We start from the raw sequence: 16,245 nt of genomic DNA, 5'->3' as shown, positions 1-16,245 counted from the left end.
CCTGCCGGCGATCCTGGCCCTCGACGAAACGCCCCATCCCGAAGCTCCCCGTGTAGAGAGCTGAAGCTTAGCATATTCGAGGGCGTTTCCACACGGCCTCGGCCCTATGCCTCCAAATGTCGTCCCGGGAAGGCGAGGCGCAAAAGCCCGCCTTCCTTTCCGACGACGAGGGAGACGAGATAGATGCCGCCGGCCACGAGGATGATCGCGGGGCCGGCGGGCAATTCCCAATGATACGAGAGCAGGAGCCCCGCCGCGCCCGACACCATGCCGGCCCCCGTCGCCACGGCGATCATGCCGGTGACGTCGGAGGCCCAGAACCGCGCGGTGGCCGCCGGCAGCATCATCAGGCCGACCGCGAGCAGCGTGCCCAGCGCCTGGAAGCCGCCCACGAGGTTGGCGACGACGAGGACGAGGAAGGTGAGGTGGACGACCCCGCCCGCCCGGCTCACCGAGCCGAGGAAGACCGGGTCGACGCATTCCATCACGAGCGGGCGGTAGATCAGCGCCAGCGCGCCGAGCGTCACCGTGGCGATGGCGCCGATGAGCAGCAGCGCCCCGTCGTCGAGCGCGAGCACGGTCCCGAACAGGACGTGCATCAGGTCGACGTTCGAGCCCCGCATGGAGACGATGGTGACGCCGAGCGCCAGCGAGACGAGGTAGAACGCCGCGAGCGAGGCGTCCTCGCCGAGCTTCGTCACCCGCGTGACGAGGCCCGACGCGAGCGCCACGGCCACCCCGGCGAGGAAGCCGCCGAGCGTCAGCGCCGGCAGCCACAGGCCCGAGACGAGGAAGCCGATCGCCGCGCCCGGCAGGATCGCGTGCGCCATGGCGTCGCCCGTGAGCGACATGCGCCGCAGCATCAGGAAGACGCCGATGGGCCCCGCCGCGAGCGCCAGCGCCAGCGAGCCGACGAGGGCGCGGCGCATGAACTCGAACTCGACGAAGGGGGCGAGAAGCGCATCGTAGAGCATGGCTCAGGCCCGCTCGCAGACGGGCGCGACGTCGTTGGCCGCCTCGACCATGCGGCGTGCGCGAAGCAGGTTCTCGGGGCCGAGCACCGTGCCCGTCTCGCCGTGGGCGACGAGCTCGCGGGCGATCAGCATGGTCCGCGGGAAGGCGCCGCGCACCATCTCGATGTCGTGGAGCACGGTGACGACGGTGCGCGCCTCCTCGTGCCAGCGACGCACGAGAAGAAGCAGGTCGGCCGTCGTCTTGGCGTCGATGGCGGTGAAGGGCTCGTCGAGCAGGATCAGCGGTGCGTCCTGCAGGAGAAGGCGCGCGAACAGCGCCCGCTGCATCTGCCCGCCCGACAGGGTGCCGATGGCGCGGCGCTCGAAGCCGCCGAGGCCCACCGCCGCGATCGCCGCCTCGATGCGCGGGCGATCGCTGCGGCCGATGCCGCCGAAGAGCCCGCGCGATCCCCACAGGCCCATGGCAACGAGGTCGTAGACGCTGACGGGAAAGGCGCGGTCGAGCTCGGAGGCCTGCGGCAGGTAGGCGATGCGCGTGCGCGCGCCGGTGGAGAGCGTGATGCGCCCCTGCAGGGGCTTGAGCGCGCCGACGACGCCCTTGAGCAGCGTCGACTTGCCCGCGCCGTTGGGCCCGACGATGGCGGTCAGGCTGCCCTGCGCGATCTCCCCCGCGAGGTGATGCACCGCCGGGTGCCGGCCGTAGCCGAGCGTCACGTTCTCGAAGCGGATCGCCGTCATGCCGCGCCCTCAGATCCAGCCGATGACGGAGAGGATCGCCGCCCACAGGAGCACGATCGCGACGCCCACCCCCGCGAGCCGCTGGCCCGCGGAGAGCCGCAGCAGCGACAGCGTCGGCGCCGCCGCCTCGGCGCGGCGCGCGGGACCGGTCTCGTGGTGGTGGTGGTGCGCTCGGCTCATGGCGATGTTCTACTATAACGTTTCCCGAGGCCTGTGAAGTGGGGAGGACGGCGTCCTGCACAAGGGGTTCGGTGGGTGGGGAGACTTCGTTCCACCCGCTACTCGGCGAGCCACGAGAGCGGGTCGGCGTCGACGCGCATCCACCGGCTCATCACGGGGCCCGGGAGGGGATCGCCGGCTTCGAGGAAGCCGCGCAGCGCGTGCAGTCGGCGACGGAGCCGAGCGGCGGGCTCCGTCTCGTCGGCGTCGGGAAGCTCCTCGACGTCCGCCGCGGCGAGAGCGAGCGTGAAGAGCGCTCCGCGGCGGCTCTCCGGCCGAAGGTCGCTCGCCCGCGCTGCGATGTGGGTGAGGCTGCGATCGACCTCCCGGATCACGCGCACGGCGTGATCGCGCACGTCGGTGTCGCGCGCCTCCTCCAGCTCCCGCGCCGCCTCCGCTCGGCGCGCGAGGAGCCGCTCCGTCTCGGCGCACAGGCGCGCGAGCGGACACGCGGATGCGTCGTCCGTCATGGGGTGGGACTCTCGTTGCGTTGTGGGCCTGCAGCGATGTATAGTGAAGCTTGTAGATCAAATCAAGCCTTCAGGGCTAATTTTGTGCGAGCCTCGCGTGCCGGAACGGTCAATAACGAGCGAGCAGGTCCGGGCGGCACGCGCCCTCCTTCGTTGGGAGCAAAAGGATCTGAGTCGGGAGGCCGGCGTGTCGCACGCAACGATCCGGCGCCTGGAGACCATTCCGGGGCCGCTGGCCGCGCATAAGGGGACCGTCGAGAAGATCAGGGACGCATTCGCGAGAGGGGGCGTGATCTTCATCGAGGAGAACGGTGGTGGGGCCGGATTGCGCTATACGCTTCCCCGGCAACCACCGCCCTGACGTGCTGGACGAGACGCATGACCGTCACGATCGATGCGATCTTCCACGCGCAGAAGCGTCTCCGCGCCTTTCAGAACTGGGGCATACCCGAGCGCGGCACCGACTACAGCTGGTTCGACGCCGCACTAGAGATCGAAGGCGTGGCCGACACCGGTCTCGTGCTGCACGGCGGCTGCTACGCACGCAGGCCGAACGAGCACGTGACCTTCGAGCTGAGGCTTGCCAGAGCGCCTGGGCGCCAAGCGCTCCCGCTCGAACGGCTCGACTGGCGGCCGCTCGACGGAGGCCATTCGAATCCGCGGCGGCCTAGGTCGGCTTGGTCCGGGAGGCGGATACACGGAACGCACCTTCATGCCTTCGAGCTGAACTGGTCCGAAACCGAGCGACGGATGCGGTCGGGCGGTCTCTCCACCGCACGTGACGTCGACGTGTTCTTGGGGAGCTTCGCGGACGTACGGACGTTCGTCGGTTCACGTCTTCGAATCGAGAACATCGACGTTGTCGCCCCACCGCCATGGGAGTATGATCTCTTCTCGCAAGGCCCGACGCCATGACCGATCTCCCCAACCTCTCCACGCTCAGCGCCGAGATCGCGCCCGGTCTCGTAACCGTGAAGAATTACGGCGACGCGAGCTTCATCAGCCTGCCGATGGTCTATCCGAGCGGAGCCTTCGTGACCGTGCGGCTCGGCTATGCCGCGGGCGGCATCCGGGTGAGCGATTCCGGCTTCGCGTATCGCGAGATCGAGAGCTTCGGGGCGATGCGGTCCTTCGCCAACACGGCTCGTACGATCGCGGAAGAGCACGACGTCGAGGCCGGGCGCCGCGAAGTGTTCGTCGACGTGCCGGTGGAGCACGTCGAGCGCGCGATCTTCGACGTGAGTGCCGCCTCCAAGGCGATCGCGGACCGGATCGTCGCGAACGCCTCTCAGGCCGCCGAGATCGCGATCGAGGAAATGCTGCAGGAGCGCCTGGAGCGCGTCTTCCCCGCGGCGGTCGAGTTTCGCGGTCGGCTCGCCGGCGCGTCCGCCACGGAATGGGACCTCACCGCCATCGCGCGGCCGAACGGCCGCGTCGCGGTCTTTCACGCGGTGCCGAACTATCCCGTCGCCGTCTTCAAGGCGAGCACGGCTTTCCACGATCTCGCGGCGTTGCCCGATCCGCCGAGCCTGATCGCCGTCGTCCGCAGCCGGGCCGAGATGGGCCCTGCGAACGCGCTGCTGGCGCAGGCGGGACGCGTGATCGAAATCGATCAGGCGGACGAGGCCTTCTCGCAAGCTGCCGCCTGACGACCTGCCGGACGCTGCACACCGACGGCCGCCGCGCATCGGCGCGTGCGTCCGCCCGGGTATCGTCGCGCGCTCGCGCGTGCTACCGCTCCCCGCACGCGAACGAACGAGACGAGGAGAATGCGAATGGCTTCCCACAGCCCCGTCGAGACGCACGTCTTCCGCTGCCTGTCCGACAATATCGGCGTCCTGGTGCGCGATCCCGCGACGGGCGCCTGCGCCGCCATCGACGTGCCGGAGGCGGCGGCCGTGATGAAGGCGCTCTCCGACACCGGGTGGACGCTCACCGACATCCTCGTCACGCACAAGCACGCCGACCACGTGCAGGGCATCCCCGAGGTCGTCGCGGCCACCGGTGCGCGGGTCGTCGCGCCGGCCAAGGGGCCGGCGATCGAGGGCACCGCGCAGAGCGTGGCCGAGGGCGACACGGTGAGGGTCGGCGATCTGGTGGCGCAGGTGTGGGAGACGCCCGGCCATTGCGAGGACCACGTCACCTTCCATTTCGCGGGAGCGGGGCTGCTCTTCCCCGGGGACGTGCTCTTCCCGATGGGCTGTGGGCGCGTCTTCGGCGGGGGCTACGACGATCTCTGGCGGGCGCTCTCGCGCATCGCGGCGCTGCCGGACGAGACGATCGCCCATTGCGGGCACGACTACACCCGCGCCAATGCGCGCTTCGCGCTCGCCGCCGATCCGGACAATGCGGAATTGAAGGCGCGGGCCGCGAAGGCGGAGGAGATGGCGGCTGCCGGCACGCTGTTCGGCTCCACGACGGTGGGCGAGGAGAAGGCCACGAACCCCTTCATGCGTGCGGGCGAGCCGGCGCTCGCACGCTCGGTGAAGATGGAGGGCCGGCCGGCGAGCGAGGTCTTCCGCGCGCTGCGCGAGTGGAAGAACAACTTCTGAGCCGGCTCGAGGAAAGGCGAGGGGAGGGCGCGATGCCGCACGCCATCGACGGGCTCACCGCCGACGAGGTCGTCGCGCGTCTCGGCCTGTCCCCGCACCCCGAGGGCGGGTTCTACAAGGAGACGTTCCGTGACCCGCGGACGGACGCGTCCGGGCGGGCGGTCTCCACCGCCATCTACTACCTGCTCGGGCTCGGCGACGTCTCCGAATGGCACCGGGTGGACGCGGCGGAGGTCTGGCACTTCCATGCCGGCGCGCCCCTCGTCCTGACGCTCTCGCCCAACGGCCATGACGCGGAAGCCCGGCATCTCGGCATCGACATCGCCCGCGGGCAGGTGCCGCAGATCGTGGTGCCCGCCGGCTGGTGGCAGACGGCGACCTCGCTCGGCGCCTGGACGCTGGTGGGCTGCACCGTGGCGCCGGGCTTCGACTTCGCCGGCTTCGAGATGGCCCCGCCCGGCTGGCGACCGACGCCGCGCGGGTGAGGTTTCGCGCGGGTGAGCGCGCTCACGCCCGCGGCAGGCGCAGGGTTCCCGCCGGCGGGAGCGTGCCGGTGGCGCCGGGCACGACGCCGTCGAGGGAGACGGGCTCGGCGCTGTAATTCATGACGAAGCGCACCGAGCCGCGGTCGCGCACGCGAAGCCCGTCCGGCAAGGCGAGGGTCGCGAGCCCCGCCGCGCCGGCGGCGCGGCGCACGATGCGGTCCAAGGCGATGTCGTCCGGCCAGCCGGCGAGATAGGCGCGCTCCCGCGTGCCGACGAGGGCGGGCTCGCCGTCGGCGCACGCCTCGAGCACGGGCGCGTCGCCCTCCACGAATTCCCGCCAGAACCGGAATGCGCCGCCCTCCGCGAGCGCCACGGGGCAGTCGTCGCGCAGCGTCTCGATGCGCGTCACCCGCGCGTCGACGCCCGGCATCTGCGGGGGAAGCGCCTCGGGGATGCGGAACGCGTCGGTCTTCGCCCCGGTGCGCGGCCCGGCGATAGCGATGCCGTCATGGGCCGCGAGGGCCTCGCGCAGCGGCTCCGGCCAGATCGCGAGGCCGGGCGCCAGCACGAGCGCATGGGCCGAGAGGTCGCGCGTCGTCGGCGGCAGGATGTCGACGGAGAGCCCGGCGCAGCGCAGCGCCCGGTAGACGTCGAAGACGAGGCGGAAATAGTCGCATTCCGCGCCCTGCCGCTCCGTCTCCCACACCCAGGACGCCTGATAGTCGACGACGAGCCCGACGGGGGCCGTGCCGGTCTCCGGCAGATCGTCGAGCGCGTCTGCCACCGCTCTCGCCTCGGCGAGGCCCGGTGCGGGGGCGGCGTCCGGGCGCAGCAGGCCCGCATGCATCTGCTCCTGCGCGAACGGCACCTGCCGCCAGCGGAAATAGCACACGGCCTCCGCGCCGTGAGCGATCGCCTCCCAGGTCCAGAGCGCGACCATGCCCGGCAGCGGCGCGGGATTGTGCGGGGCCCAGTTCACCGGGCCGGGCTGCTGCTCCATCACCCACCAGCGGCCCTTGCCCACGGCGCGGTAGAGGTCGTGGTGGAAGGCCTGGAAATCCGGGTCGCCCTGGCGCGCGAAGCGGCGGCGCCAATCCTCGCCCTGGTCGGAGCGATCCTCCAGGAAGCCGAGGGGATAGCTGTCCCACGTCGCGATCTCGAGATCGCGCCCGACCGCGAAATGATCGAAGGAGAGGATGCGGCCCATGTAATTGTGCGAGAGCGGCGCGTCCGTATGCGGGCGAAGCGCCGCGACCTGCGCCGCGTTGAAGGCGACGACCGCGTCCGAGAGGAAGCGGCGGTAGTCGAGCGTGTGGGCCGGGTTCGCCTCGGTGACGGTGAGGTTCGGCGGGTCGATCTCCTCGAAGGCCGTGTATTCCATCGACCAGAAAACGTTGCCCCAGGCCTCGTCGAGCCGCGAAACGTCGCCGTAGCGCGCCGCCAGCCAGCGACGGAAGCCGCGCGCGGCGGCGTCCGAATAGCTGACCACCGTGTCGTGGCAGCCGTATTCGTTGTCGATCTGCCAGGCGACGACGTGCGGATTTCGGCCGTAGCGCTCGCCGAGCAGACCGGCGATGCGCGCCGCCTCGGCGCGGTAGCCCTCGTGGGCGAAGCAATAGTGCCGGCGCGAGCCGAACTTGCGCGGCCGCCCCTCGGCATCGACCGCGAGCATGTCCGGGTGGCGCTCGAGCATCCAGCGCGGCGGCGTCGCGGTGGGCGTGCCGAGCACGATTCCGAGGCCGGCCTCGCCCAGCGTCGCGATCGCCCGGTCGAGCCAGCCGAAGTCGAATTCGCCGGGGCGCGGCTCGAGCCGGCTCCAGGCGAACTCGCCGATCCGCACGAGCGAGAGCCCCGCCGCGCGCATCATCCGCGCATCGAGCGCCCAGCGGGCTTCCGGCCAGTGCTCCGGGTAGTAGCAGACGCCGAGCTTGGGGGTGGGCATCGTTCGGTCCCTTTCAGCGGCCGTCGCGCCGATTATCGCCCGCGGCGGCGCCGTCATATGCCCTCACGATCGCCTCCGCCCGCCGCGCCACCTCCTCCGCTGCCATCCCGGGCTTGTAGAGCGCCGAGCCGAGGCCGAAGCCGTCGGCTCCGGCGGCGAGCCAGGCGGGGAACGTGTCGGCGTCCGCTCCGCCCACGGCATAGACGCGCGTGCCGGCGGGGAGAACGGCGCGGATCGCCTTCAGGCCGGAGGGGCCCATCATGGAGGCGGGGAAGATCTTGAGCGCGTCGGCGCCGGCCTTGAGCGCGCCGAAGCAGTCCGACGGCGTGAAGGCGCCGGGATAGGAGCGAAGGCCGAGCCGCTTCGTCTCGCGGATCACGGCCTCGTCGGTGTTGGGCGAGACGACGAAGGTCGCGCCGGTCCGAGCGACGGCGTGCACCTCCTCGGGCGTCGTCACCGTGCCGGCGCCGAAGCGGCCGCGCCTGCCGAGCGCCTCGACCATCGCCGCGATGGAGGCGAGCGGATCGGGGGAGTTGAGCGGCACCTCGATCGTCTCGATCCCGGCCCGGATCAGCGCCTCGGCGACGGGCACGGCCTCGCTCGGCGTGATGCCGCGCAGGATGGCGATGAGCGGGCGCGTCATGTCGCGCGCCCCGGCGCGAGCGCGCGGTAGGCGGCAGCGAGGCCGGCGCGCGTCGCCGCCGCGCCGTCGTGCAGGATCGCGCCCTGGCCCAGCGCGCCGAGCGCCTTCGCGTAATGTCCGGCGAGCGTCGCGTTGCCCACGACGCGCACGGCGGCGGCGTCGCGGAAGGCGCCGAGCGCCGCGAGCTCCGCGCCGATGAGGAGGCCCGAGAGCCGCGCGCGGCTCTCTCCGGGAATCGTGTCGTGGAGGAGGTTCTGCGCGCGGATGCGGAAGAAGGCGAGGGGCGCCTGCGCCGGATCCGCGGCGGCCTCCGCCACCGCGGCGGCGAAGATGCCCTCGTCCCACTCCTCGTCCATGGAATGGCGCAGCACCGAGCGCTCGGACAGGAGCCCGAAGATCTCGCCGGTCATGGCCGTGCGGAAGCCCACGATGCCGCCCTCGGCAACCCGCACCCACTTGGTGTGCGTGCCCGGGAGGCAGACGACGCCCTCGAAATCGGGCTCTGCGGCGAGGATGCCCGCGATCTGCGTCTCCTCGCCCCGCATCACCTCGGCCGGCTCGTCCTGGCTGATGCCCGGCAGGATCTCGACGACGATGCCCGGCCGCGAGGTCGGAACGGTGCGCGGCTCGCCGATCGGCGTCGTCGGCGCGCGCAGATAGGGCGCCTCGCGCCAGCCCTGGCGGGCACCGACCATGCCGCAGGCGATGACGCGCACCGGCACCTGCGGGTCCTGCGGCAGCCAGCCGCCCACCGTGTCGAACAGCGCGCGCTCGAAATCGTCGCGGGTCGCGAGCGTGTTCATGCCCTTGCGGGCGCGTGCCTCGGCGAGGCAGGTCTCCCCCGCCATCAGATAGGCCCGCAGGTTCGTCGTGCCCCAGTCGAGGCCGATCCACTGCGCCTCGACCCGCTCCGTCGTCTTCGTCATCCGGTCACCACCACTCCGCCGTCGATGACGAGCGCCTGGCCCGTCATCATGCGGCTCGCGTTCGAGGCCAGGAACAGGCAGCCGCCCACGATGTCCGCCGGCGCCAGATGCTCCTTCAGGCACTGCTTGTCGAGATGGGCGGCGAGATCCTCCGGCGTCGCCCAGTGCGAGATCTGCTTCTCGGTGAGTACCCAGCCCGGCATCAGCGCGTTCGCGCGGATGCGATCGGGCCCCAGCTCGCGGGCGAGCGCGCGGGTCATGCCGGTGATGCCGGCATTGGCCGTGACGTAGGCGGGATAGCCCGCGTTCCCCATCATGTAGCTGACCGACGACATGTTGACGATGACGCCTCCGCCGGCCGCGCGCATCCCGGGCGCGACCGCCCGCGCGGCGAAGAAGTAGGGCTTGAGGTTGATCGCCATCGAGGCGTCCCACGCTTCGGGCGTCGTCTCGGCGATGGATTGGCGCAGGTCGTTGGCGGCGTTGGAGACGAGCACGCGCACCGGCCCGTGCGCGGCGGAGGCGTCCGCGATGGCGCGCTCCAGCGCGGGAATGTCGGTGATGTCGCAGCGAATGAAGAGCGGGCGATTGCCCGTCTCCTCCGCCATGCGGTCGCAGAAGGCGGCGGCGTCCGAGCGCTGGACGAAGGCGACCTTCGCGCCCTGGCGCAGGAAGCCTTCGGTCAGCGCCGCGCCGATACCCGAGCCGCCGCCGGTGACGAAGACGCAGGCGCCCGCGAGATCGGGATAGGTGGGCATGGTCTCTTCGGCGCTCATGGAAGACGCTCTCCTTCGAGGACGAGGACGCTCTGGGGCTCCTGCAGCGGCGGCGCGAGGCCGGCGCCGGCGAGAGCCGCGCCCGACAGCGTCACCGCCCCCGCCAGGAGCGGATGCCCGCCGCGCGACAGCGGCGAGACGCAGCCGGGATCAGCGAGGGATACGCGATAGCGCGCCTCGCGTTCGAGGCCGGGGATGCGCAGGCGGATCGGGAGGATGCGCCCCGGCGTCGCCACCTGCGCAAGCCACAGCGCGAACCGGTCGCCGTCCGGCGCTATGGCGATCTCGGCGAGGCGGGCCGGATCGTGCGTGTCGAGGCGAAGGCGCCGCGCCGGCATCAGCCAGTCGCGGCGCTCCTTCCACCAATGGCACACGGAGGCGAGCACCTCCGCCTCCTCGGGGGTGAGCTCGCGCGGGTCCATCTCGAAGCCGAAATGGCGCTGCGCCGCCGTCCACGCCCGCAGCCGCATGGGCAGGATGCGCCCCGACGTGTGGCAGGTGCGCGGCCCGACATGGCTGCCGGTCACGTCCGGGATCAGGAAGGGCAGCGCCTCGTGCTGGATGCGCAGCCGCTCGAGCGCATCGTTCGAATCCGACAGCCAAACGCGCTGCGTGAGCGCGAGCGCCCCCCAATCGAGCCGCCCGCCGCCGGATGCGCAGCTCTCGATCTCGACCATCGGATGGGCCTCGCGCAGCCGCGAGACCAGCGTGGCGAAGCCGTCGGCCTGCCGATGGTCCGGGCCGGGCAGGGCGCGGTTGTGGTCCCATTTCAGGTAGTCGATCTCGTATTCGCGCAGGAGCGCATCGAGGCGCGCGAAGAGGTGCTCGCGCACCTGCGCGCGGGAGAGATCGAGGACGAGCTGGTTTCGCGCCAGCGGCTGGTCGCCGGGACCGAGGATCCAGTCCGGATGGGCGCGGGCGAGATCGGAGACGGGGCTCGCCATCTCCGGCTCGACCCACAGACCGAAGCGCATGCCGAGCGCGCGCACGTGCGCCAGGAGCGGGTGGAGGCCATCCGGGTACTTGTCGGCGTCGACGATCCAGTCGCCGAGGCTCGTCGTGTCGTCGCTCCGGCCCTTGAACCAGCCGTCGTCGAGGACGAAGCGTTCGGCGCCCAGCGCTGCGGCGCGGGTGGCGATCTCCTTCAGCTCCGCCATGTCGTGGCGGAAGTAGACGGCCTCCCATGAATTGTAGTGCACCGGCCGCGGGCGCGCCGGATCGGGAAAGCGCACGAGGCGCGCGCGCAGGTGCCGGTGGAAGGCGTCGATCACGCCGTTGGTGCCGGCGTCCGAGCGCGTGACGTAGAGCGGGCCGGCGGTGACGCGCGTCGCGCCGGCGGGGTGCAGGACCGGCCCGAGCATGACGTGCCGGCGCCCGTCGGGCAGCTCCTCGATCACGAGCCGATGGCCGGTGGACTGCCCGAGCGCGAGGGCGAAGACCTCGCCCGTCTCGTGGCGCAGCTCCCCGGAAGGCATGAGGAGGCCGGGATAGGCCTGGTGCGACGTGCGGCCCTCGCGGATCTCGCGCACGTGCGGCCCCGCGGACCAGGGCACGTCCCGGCGCTGGAACTCGGACGTCCAGCGCCCGGCGAAGGTCGTCACCGCCGTCCCGAGCGGCGGGCCGGGGAGCGCTGGCGCGGCGAGGTGGCGGACGGGGCCGGGCGCGTCCAGAATCGCCGAGAGCACGAGGACGTCCGTCTCGGCATCGGCCTCGATGGCGAGCGTGTAGCGATGGCCGTCGCCGGCGAAGACGGCGCGCAGGCTGCGGCCGGGCTCGTAATCGGCGTGCTCCAGCGCGAGGCGCGGGTGCGCGTCGCCGAGATCGGCGCCGAGCGCGCCGCCGTGCCCGTCTTGCGCGAGCGGGCAGATCGTCAGCGGCGGGCGCGCATCCGCCATGCCGCCGGTGACCTCGCGGGGCAGGAGAGCCTGCGCCAGCGCCTCGAGATCCTCGTCCTGCGGGAGAGGCGCGCCCCAATGGACGACCTCCGGCAGGCCGCCCTCGCGGCTCGCGAGCACGAGCGTCTGCGCCGGCGTGTCGAGGCGCCAAGCATGCCTCATTTGACCGCCCCGAGCGTCAGGCCGGCGATGAAGTGGCGCTGCATGAGGAAGAACATCAGGACCGGCGGCAGCGCGGCGACGATGGAGCCCGCGCTCATCAGGTGATAGGCCGCGCGATATTGCGAGTTGAAGGCGGTGATGCCCGCCGTCACCGGCTGCGAATCGACGCCCTGGGTCAGCACGATCGCCCAGAAATAATCGTTCCAGACGAAGGTGAAGATCAGGACCGAGAGCGCCGCGATGGCCGGGCGCATGAGCGGCAGCACCACGTACCAGAAGATCCGGATCTCGGAGACGCCCTCCACGCGCGCCGCCTCGATCAATTCGCGCGGCAGCGCCCGGATGAAGTTGCGCATGAACAGCGTGCAGAAGCCCGCCTGGAAGGCCACGTGGAAGAGCACGAGGCCCGTCTTCGTGTCGTAGAGGCCGAGATCGAGGGTGAGCTCGCGCACCGGCACCATCAGGATCTGGAACGGCACGAAGTTGCCGGCGACGAAGACGAAGAAGACGAGGAGGTTCGCCCGGAACTTGTACACGCCGAGCGCGAAGCCCGTCATGCAGGCGAGCCCCACCGCGCCGATCACGGTCGGCACGGTGATCAGCACCGAGTTGAGCAGGTAGCGCGGCATGTCGGACTGGAAGAACACCGCGCCGTAATTCTCCAGGAGGTTGAACGCCGACGGCCAGCCCCAATAGTTCGCGTTGGCGAAGTCCGCGTCCGGCCGGATCGAGAACACCGCGACCGCGATCAGCGGCAGGAGCCAGACGACGAGCGCGATCGGGAGCAGCGCCTGATAGGAGGCGCGCCAGGCGGCGGACGACTTCTCGACGGGCGTCGGGAACATGTCAGGCGTCCTCCCGCACGGGCAGGGCGGCGCGCGCCGCCTTGGGCAGCTTCGCGCGGATGAGATCGTAGGAGAGGCCGATGCGATGGGTGATCTCGTCCTCCGGCGCATCCTCCGGCAGGAGCAGCCAGGAGCGGTGGAAGTAGCGGGCCGGCGTCCCGACGCCCGCCTCGACGAGCATCTGCGCGGTCTCGACGTCCGCGCACTTCACCGCGACGCCGCGCGTCATGGTGCCGATGCCCGCGAAGATCCGCCCGCCGACGGTCCACACCTCGTGGCTGTCGCCCCATACGCGGGTGGTCTCGACCCCGGGAAGGCGCTCGCAGATCGCGGCGACGCGCTGGCGGAAGGAGGCGCTCATCACACCCCCTTCTCGTCGCGGTACATCTTCGTGAGGAAGAAGGCGATGTAGATCATCATGATGGCGAACAGCACCACCGCGATCGCCGCGCCGTAGCCCATGCGGAAGCCGTATTCCGACAGCGCCACCTCGAACATGTAGTAGGCGAGCACCCGGCTCTCGCCGAAGGGGCCGCCCGCCGTCATCACCGAGACGAGGTCGAAGGAGCGCAGCGCGCCGATGATCGTCACGACGAAGGCGATGAAGGTCGCGGGCCGCAATTGCGGGAGCACGACGTACCAGAGCATCCGCCAGCCCTTGGCGCCGTCGAGGCGCCCGGCCTCGATCTGCTCGGGATCGACCGCGTTCAACCCGGTGAGGTAGAGGATCATGCAATAGGCCGTTTGCGGCCACAGGCCGGCTGCGATGATGCCGTAGGTGACGTAGTCCGGGTCGCCGAGCACGGCCACGGGGCCGAGCCCGAACACGCCGAGGATCTCGTTGAACAGCCCGAAGGTCGGATCGTAGAACCAGGCGAAGACGAGGCCGACCACGACCTGGCTGATCACGAAGGGGAAGAAGAACAACGACTTGTAGATGCGGATGCCGCGCACCGTCTGGTTCAGGAACAGCGCGATGAACAGGCCCCCGGGGATCGCCAGCAGGTAGAGGACGAGCCAGACGACGTTGTTGCGCAGCGCCGTCCAGAAGGCGTCGTCCCACCACAGCTCCTCGTAATTGCGCAGGCCGACGTATTCGCGCGTGCCGAGACCGTCCCATTCGTAGAGCGAGATCTGGAAGCTCTGGAGGATCGGCGCGACCACGTAGAGCGCGAAGAAGAACGCCCCCGGCGCCAGGAAGAGCCACGGCGCGAGCTTGAGCTGGTTGCGGCGCCAATAGCCGCCGAAGGCGGTGGGCGCCTTCGCCTTGCGCTTGGCCCCGCGCGGCGGGGTCGCGACGGCGACCATGGCGGGTCTCCTCGGATTTCACGGGCGATCGATCATGCGGCGATCCCGAGCCGCGCGGGCCCGGGATCGCGAGAGCGCTCGCGGCTCAGTAGACGCGCTGGCGCACGCGCTCGAGGCGCTCGAGGATGGCGTCCAGGTTGTCCGGGCGCACCATGAACTCCTGGAAGCCCTCCATGCCGGCCTTGGCCATCTCCGCCGGGGCGTCGCGGTCGAAGAACTGGGAGAGGCCTTGGGCCGAGGACAGCATCTCGAAGCCGGCGTTGAGGAACTCGTCGTCCTCGATCGTGGCCTGCGAGTTCACCGGCAGCTGCCCCAGCTCGGCGTTGATAATCGACTGGTTCTCGGCATCGACCACGTAGCGCAGGAAGGCGCGGGCGGCCTCCTTGTTCTGCGCCTGGGCGGGGATGTGGAACGTGTCGGTCGGCGCTTCCTCGGCCATCGGCAGGTCCGCGTCGATGGACGGGAACTGAAAGAAGCCGATCTGGTCGTCGGTGAGCCCCGCCTCGCGCAGCGGCGCGACCACGAAATTGCCCATCAGGTACATGGCGGCGTCGCCCTGGACCATGAAGGGCAGCGCCTCCTGCCAGGAATAGGAGGTGTGATTGTCGATATAGGCGCCCATGTCGATGAGCTCGCGCCAATTGGCGAAGGTCTGGCGCACGCGCTCGTCGGTCCACGGCACGCGCCCGGCGGTGAGGTCCATGTGGAACTCGTAGCCGTTGGTGCGCAGGTTGACGTAGTCGAACCAGCCGGCGGCGGTCCAGAGGAACTTCGTGCCGATGGAGACGCACTTCACGTCGTTGTCGAGCAGCGTCTGGCAGGCGGCCTTGAACTCGTCCCAGGTCGCCGGCTCGGCGATGCCGTATTGCTCGAACAGGTCCTCGCGATAGTACACGCCCCACTGATAATAGGTGTAGGGCACGCCCCATTGCTTGCCGTCGATCGTCATCGAGCCCTTGGTGGAGGCGAGGTCGCGGGAGACCTCCTCGTCCCACAGGTCGGAGACGTCCTCGAGCAGGCCCGCCTCGACGTAGGGCGCCATGCGGTTGCCCGCGTGCCAGGTGGCGACGTCCGGCGCGTTTGCGGAGAGGAAGTTGCGCAGCTGGGTCTTGTAGGCCTCGCGGTCGATGATCGTCGTCTCGATGTCGAGATCGGGATGCATCTCCTGGAAGCGCGCGATCATCCCCTCCATCGCGGCGCGGGGCGCCGGGTTCGAAGTGTCGAGGAAGATGCGCAGCTCCCCGGTGAGCGGCTCGTCCTGCGCGATGGCGGGCATCGCGGCGCCGGCGAGCATGGTCGCGGCGGCGAAGGCGAGCAGGCGGGTCTTCGTGATCGACGGCATTCCAGGTCTCCTCCCGATCGGCTCCCGCATCGGATGAGTTCCGAATGTTGGAACCGTGTTTTGATTATTGAAAACGATGCCTGCCCTCGCTAGTGTTGTCAACCAGGAGAGTGCAGCCGACGAATGCTGCGCCGCGGGATGGAAAGACGGGGAGGTGACGGGCATGGACAAGCCCGCCGACGGCACGGTGGGGAAGGCCTTGACGCTGCTCGATGCGGTGGCCGCCTACGGCCGTCCCGTACGCTTCGCCGAGATCCTGGCCGACGGCGAGCTGCCCAAGGCGACGCTCTACCGCCTCCTGCAGACGCTGGTGAGCCAGCGCATGCTCGCCTACGACGAGACGCACCATACCTACGCGCTCGGCGCCCGGCTCATCCGCCTCGCCCATGCCGCCTGGCAGCAGACGACGCTCGCCCCGCTCGCCCGCGCCCATCTCGACCGGCTGTCGGAAGCGATCGGCGAGACCGTGCATCTCGCCAAGCTCGACAACGGCCAGGTCCTCTACGTCGACAAGCGCAACGCGCGTCGCCCGATCCCGATGTTCTCGGACGCCGGCAAGATCGGCCCCGCCTATTGCACCGGCGTCGGCAAGGCGATGCTCGCCCATCTCGAGGCGCCCGCCCTCGACAAGGCGCTGGCGCAGCAGAGCTGGTACCCGCACACGCCCGCGACCCACGTCTCGCCGCAGAGCCTGCGCGCGGAGCTCGGCGAGATCCGCGCGAGCGGCATCGCCTTCGATCGCGAGGAGCACGAGCCGACGATCATCTGCGTCGCCGTGCCGATCCTCGACGAGGCCGGCCGGCCGCTCGGCGCCATGTCGGTGACGTCCTCGACGCTGCGCCATTCGCTGGCCGACCTCGCCGCGCTCGCCCCGCGCCTTTCCGAGACCGCGGGAGCCATCGCCCGCGAGGCGGCGGCTTTCACCTTCCCCGGCGCGCGACGCGCCCCGACGCACGGAGACTGATCCC

At 70.7% G+C, this 16,245-nt stretch carries 18 protein-coding genes; 5 read left to right on the top strand and 13 right to left on the bottom strand.

The features are described 5' to 3' along the window. Nucleotides 1–104 precede the first annotated feature (104 nt). The 4 genes from IEX89_RS22895 to IEX89_RS22880 all read right to left on the bottom strand — a co-directional run bounded on the left by IEX89_RS22895 (nucleotide 105) and on the right by IEX89_RS22880 (nucleotide 2,401). Nucleotides 105–974 (bottom strand): metal ABC transporter permease, encoded by an 870-nt coding sequence (locus tag IEX89_RS22895; RefSeq protein ID WP_188915603.1) that lies wholly within the window; start codon nucleotides 972–974, stop codon nucleotides 105–107. Between the two features lie 3 nt (nucleotides 975–977). Further along, nucleotides 978–1,712 carry a zinc ABC transporter ATP-binding protein AztA gene (gene aztA / locus IEX89_RS22890; RefSeq protein WP_188915602.1) on the bottom strand — a complete coding sequence of 245 codons (735 nt, stop codon included), beginning with the start codon at nucleotides 1,710–1,712 and terminating at the stop codon, nucleotides 978–980. Between the two features lie 9 nt (nucleotides 1,713–1,721). After that, nucleotides 1,722–1,892 carry a hypothetical protein gene (locus tag IEX89_RS22885; protein ID WP_188915601.1) on the bottom strand — a complete coding sequence of 57 codons (171 nt, stop codon included), beginning with the start codon at nucleotides 1,890–1,892 and terminating at the stop codon, nucleotides 1,722–1,724. Nucleotides 1,893–1,990: 98 nt separating this feature from the next. Then, nucleotides 1,991–2,401 (bottom strand): hypothetical protein, encoded by a 411-nt coding sequence (locus IEX89_RS22880; protein ID WP_188915600.1) that lies wholly within the window; start codon nucleotides 2,399–2,401, stop codon nucleotides 1,991–1,993. A gap of 378 nt (nucleotides 2,402–2,779) precedes the next feature. Here IEX89_RS22880 and IEX89_RS22875 point away from each other — a divergent pair, with 378 nt between their 5' ends. The 4 genes from IEX89_RS22875 to IEX89_RS22860 all read left to right on the top strand — a co-directional run bounded on the left by IEX89_RS22875 (nucleotide 2,780) and on the right by IEX89_RS22860 (nucleotide 5,438). Then, nucleotides 2,780–3,316: a hypothetical protein gene (locus tag IEX89_RS22875; RefSeq protein WP_188915599.1), complete on the top strand. Its 537-nt coding sequence runs from the start codon at nucleotides 2,780–2,782 to the stop codon at nucleotides 3,314–3,316. Further along, complete coding sequence (locus IEX89_RS22870) at nucleotides 3,313–4,050, top strand: hypothetical protein (protein ID WP_188915598.1); 738 nt, start codon at nucleotides 3,313–3,315, stop codon at nucleotides 4,048–4,050. Before IEX89_RS22875 ends, IEX89_RS22870 begins: the two co-directional genes overlap by 4 nt. A gap of 126 nt (nucleotides 4,051–4,176) precedes the next feature. After that, nucleotides 4,177–4,953, top strand: coding sequence for a hydroxyacylglutathione hydrolase (gloB, locus tag IEX89_RS22865; protein ID WP_188915597.1), 777 nt, complete (start codon nucleotides 4,177–4,179; stop codon nucleotides 4,951–4,953). Between the two features lie 32 nt (nucleotides 4,954–4,985). Further along, a complete protein-coding gene (locus IEX89_RS22860; RefSeq protein ID WP_188915596.1) occupies nucleotides 4,986–5,438 on the top strand; it encodes a cupin domain-containing protein in 453 nt (150 codons plus the stop codon). A gap of 22 nt (nucleotides 5,439–5,460) precedes the next feature. Here the strand turns inward: IEX89_RS22860 and IEX89_RS22855 are convergent, their stop codons facing one another. The 9 genes from IEX89_RS22855 to IEX89_RS22815 all read right to left on the bottom strand — a co-directional run bounded on the left by IEX89_RS22855 (nucleotide 5,461) and on the right by IEX89_RS22815 (nucleotide 15,277). Further along, nucleotides 5,461–7,380 (bottom strand): beta-galactosidase, encoded by a 1,920-nt coding sequence (locus IEX89_RS22855; RefSeq protein WP_188915595.1) that lies wholly within the window; start codon nucleotides 7,378–7,380, stop codon nucleotides 5,461–5,463. A gap of 13 nt (nucleotides 7,381–7,393) precedes the next feature. After that, nucleotides 7,394–8,023 carry a 2-dehydro-3-deoxy-6-phosphogalactonate aldolase gene (locus IEX89_RS22850; RefSeq protein ID WP_188915594.1) on the bottom strand — a complete coding sequence of 210 codons (630 nt, stop codon included), beginning with the start codon at nucleotides 8,021–8,023 and terminating at the stop codon, nucleotides 7,394–7,396. Next, nucleotides 8,020–8,949 (bottom strand): 2-dehydro-3-deoxygalactonokinase, encoded by a 930-nt coding sequence (locus IEX89_RS22845; protein ID WP_188915593.1) that lies wholly within the window; start codon nucleotides 8,947–8,949, stop codon nucleotides 8,020–8,022. Before IEX89_RS22845 ends, IEX89_RS22850 begins: the two co-directional genes overlap by 4 nt. Further along, nucleotides 8,946–9,725 carry an SDR family NAD(P)-dependent oxidoreductase gene (locus IEX89_RS22840; RefSeq protein WP_188915592.1) on the bottom strand — a complete coding sequence of 260 codons (780 nt, stop codon included), beginning with the start codon at nucleotides 9,723–9,725 and terminating at the stop codon, nucleotides 8,946–8,948. Before IEX89_RS22840 ends, IEX89_RS22845 begins: the two co-directional genes overlap by 4 nt. Further along, a complete protein-coding gene (locus IEX89_RS22835; protein WP_188915591.1) occupies nucleotides 9,722–11,782 on the bottom strand; it encodes an alpha-galactosidase in 2,061 nt (686 codons plus the stop codon). Before IEX89_RS22835 ends, IEX89_RS22840 begins: the two co-directional genes overlap by 4 nt. Beyond that, nucleotides 11,779–12,627 (bottom strand): carbohydrate ABC transporter permease, encoded by an 849-nt coding sequence (locus tag IEX89_RS22830; protein WP_188915590.1) that lies wholly within the window; start codon nucleotides 12,625–12,627, stop codon nucleotides 11,779–11,781. Before IEX89_RS22830 ends, IEX89_RS22835 begins: the two co-directional genes overlap by 4 nt. A 1-nt stretch (nucleotide 12,628) precedes the next feature. Next, nucleotides 12,629–12,988, bottom strand: coding sequence for an MmcQ/YjbR family DNA-binding protein (locus IEX89_RS22825; RefSeq protein WP_188915589.1), 360 nt, complete (start codon nucleotides 12,986–12,988; stop codon nucleotides 12,629–12,631). Further along, nucleotides 12,988–13,935: a carbohydrate ABC transporter permease gene (locus IEX89_RS22820; RefSeq protein WP_188915588.1), complete on the bottom strand. Its 948-nt coding sequence runs from the start codon at nucleotides 13,933–13,935 to the stop codon at nucleotides 12,988–12,990. The genes IEX89_RS22825 and IEX89_RS22820 overlap by 1 nt, the downstream gene beginning before the upstream one ends. Before the next feature lie 85 nt (nucleotides 13,936–14,020). Then, a complete protein-coding gene (locus IEX89_RS22815; protein ID WP_188915587.1) occupies nucleotides 14,021–15,277 on the bottom strand; it encodes an ABC transporter substrate-binding protein in 1,257 nt (418 codons plus the stop codon). A 163-nt stretch (nucleotides 15,278–15,440) separates the two neighbouring features. Between IEX89_RS22815 and IEX89_RS22810 the strand changes: the two genes are divergently transcribed. Continuing rightward, complete coding sequence (locus IEX89_RS22810) at nucleotides 15,441–16,241, top strand: IclR family transcriptional regulator (protein ID WP_188915586.1); 801 nt, start codon at nucleotides 15,441–15,443, stop codon at nucleotides 16,239–16,241. The last annotated feature ends 4 nt before the right edge of the window (nucleotides 16,242–16,245 follow it).

The organism is Salinarimonas ramus (assembly GCF_014645695.1).
GTDB classification, from domain to species: domain Bacteria; phylum Pseudomonadota; class Alphaproteobacteria; order Rhizobiales; family Beijerinckiaceae; genus Salinarimonas; species Salinarimonas ramus.
The sequence above is the reverse complement of the archived record's forward strand: the minus strand, read 5'-3'. Positions and strand labels throughout refer to the sequence as shown.

Bases quoted from the DNA above. Each gene is read 5' to 3' on its own strand.
- IEX89_RS22895 (WP_188915603.1), bottom strand. From the start codon at position 974: ATGCTCTACGATGCGCTTCTCGCCCCCTTCGTCGAGTTCGAGTTCATG.
- aztA (WP_188915602.1), bottom strand. From the start codon at position 1,712: ATGACGGCGATCCGCTTCGAGAACGTGACGCTCGGCTACGGCCGGCAC.
- IEX89_RS22885 (WP_188915601.1), bottom strand. From the start codon at position 1,892: ATGAGCCGAGCGCACCACCACCACCACGAGACCGGTCCCGCGCGCCGC.
- IEX89_RS22880 (WP_188915600.1), bottom strand. From the start codon at position 2,401: ATGACGGACGACGCATCCGCGTGTCCGCTCGCGCGCCTGTGCGCCGAG.
- IEX89_RS22875 (WP_188915599.1), top strand. From the start codon at position 2,780: ATGACCGTCACGATCGATGCGATCTTCCACGCGCAGAAGCGTCTCCGC.
- IEX89_RS22870 (WP_188915598.1), top strand. From the start codon at position 3,313: ATGACCGATCTCCCCAACCTCTCCACGCTCAGCGCCGAGATCGCGCCC.
- gloB (WP_188915597.1), top strand. From the start codon at position 4,177: ATGGCTTCCCACAGCCCCGTCGAGACGCACGTCTTCCGCTGCCTGTCC.
- IEX89_RS22860 (WP_188915596.1), top strand. From the start codon at position 4,986: ATGCCGCACGCCATCGACGGGCTCACCGCCGACGAGGTCGTCGCGCGT.
- IEX89_RS22855 (WP_188915595.1), bottom strand. From the start codon at position 7,380: ATGCCCACCCCCAAGCTCGGCGTCTGCTACTACCCGGAGCACTGGCCG.
- IEX89_RS22850 (WP_188915594.1), bottom strand. From the start codon at position 8,023: ATGACGCGCCCGCTCATCGCCATCCTGCGCGGCATCACGCCGAGCGAG.
- IEX89_RS22845 (WP_188915593.1), bottom strand. From the start codon at position 8,949: ATGACGAAGACGACGGAGCGGGTCGAGGCGCAGTGGATCGGCCTCGAC.
- IEX89_RS22840 (WP_188915592.1), bottom strand. From the start codon at position 9,725: ATGAGCGCCGAAGAGACCATGCCCACCTATCCCGATCTCGCGGGCGCC.
- IEX89_RS22835 (WP_188915591.1), bottom strand. From the start codon at position 11,782: ATGAGGCATGCTTGGCGCCTCGACACGCCGGCGCAGACGCTCGTGCTC.
- IEX89_RS22830 (WP_188915590.1), bottom strand. From the start codon at position 12,627: ATGTTCCCGACGCCCGTCGAGAAGTCGTCCGCCGCCTGGCGCGCCTCC.
- IEX89_RS22825 (WP_188915589.1), bottom strand. From the start codon at position 12,988: ATGAGCGCCTCCTTCCGCCAGCGCGTCGCCGCGATCTGCGAGCGCCTT.
- IEX89_RS22820 (WP_188915588.1), bottom strand. From the start codon at position 13,935: ATGGTCGCCGTCGCGACCCCGCCGCGCGGGGCCAAGCGCAAGGCGAAG.
- IEX89_RS22815 (WP_188915587.1), bottom strand. From the start codon at position 15,277: ATGCCGTCGATCACGAAGACCCGCCTGCTCGCCTTCGCCGCCGCGACC.
- IEX89_RS22810 (WP_188915586.1), top strand. From the start codon at position 15,441: ATGGACAAGCCCGCCGACGGCACGGTGGGGAAGGCCTTGACGCTGCTC.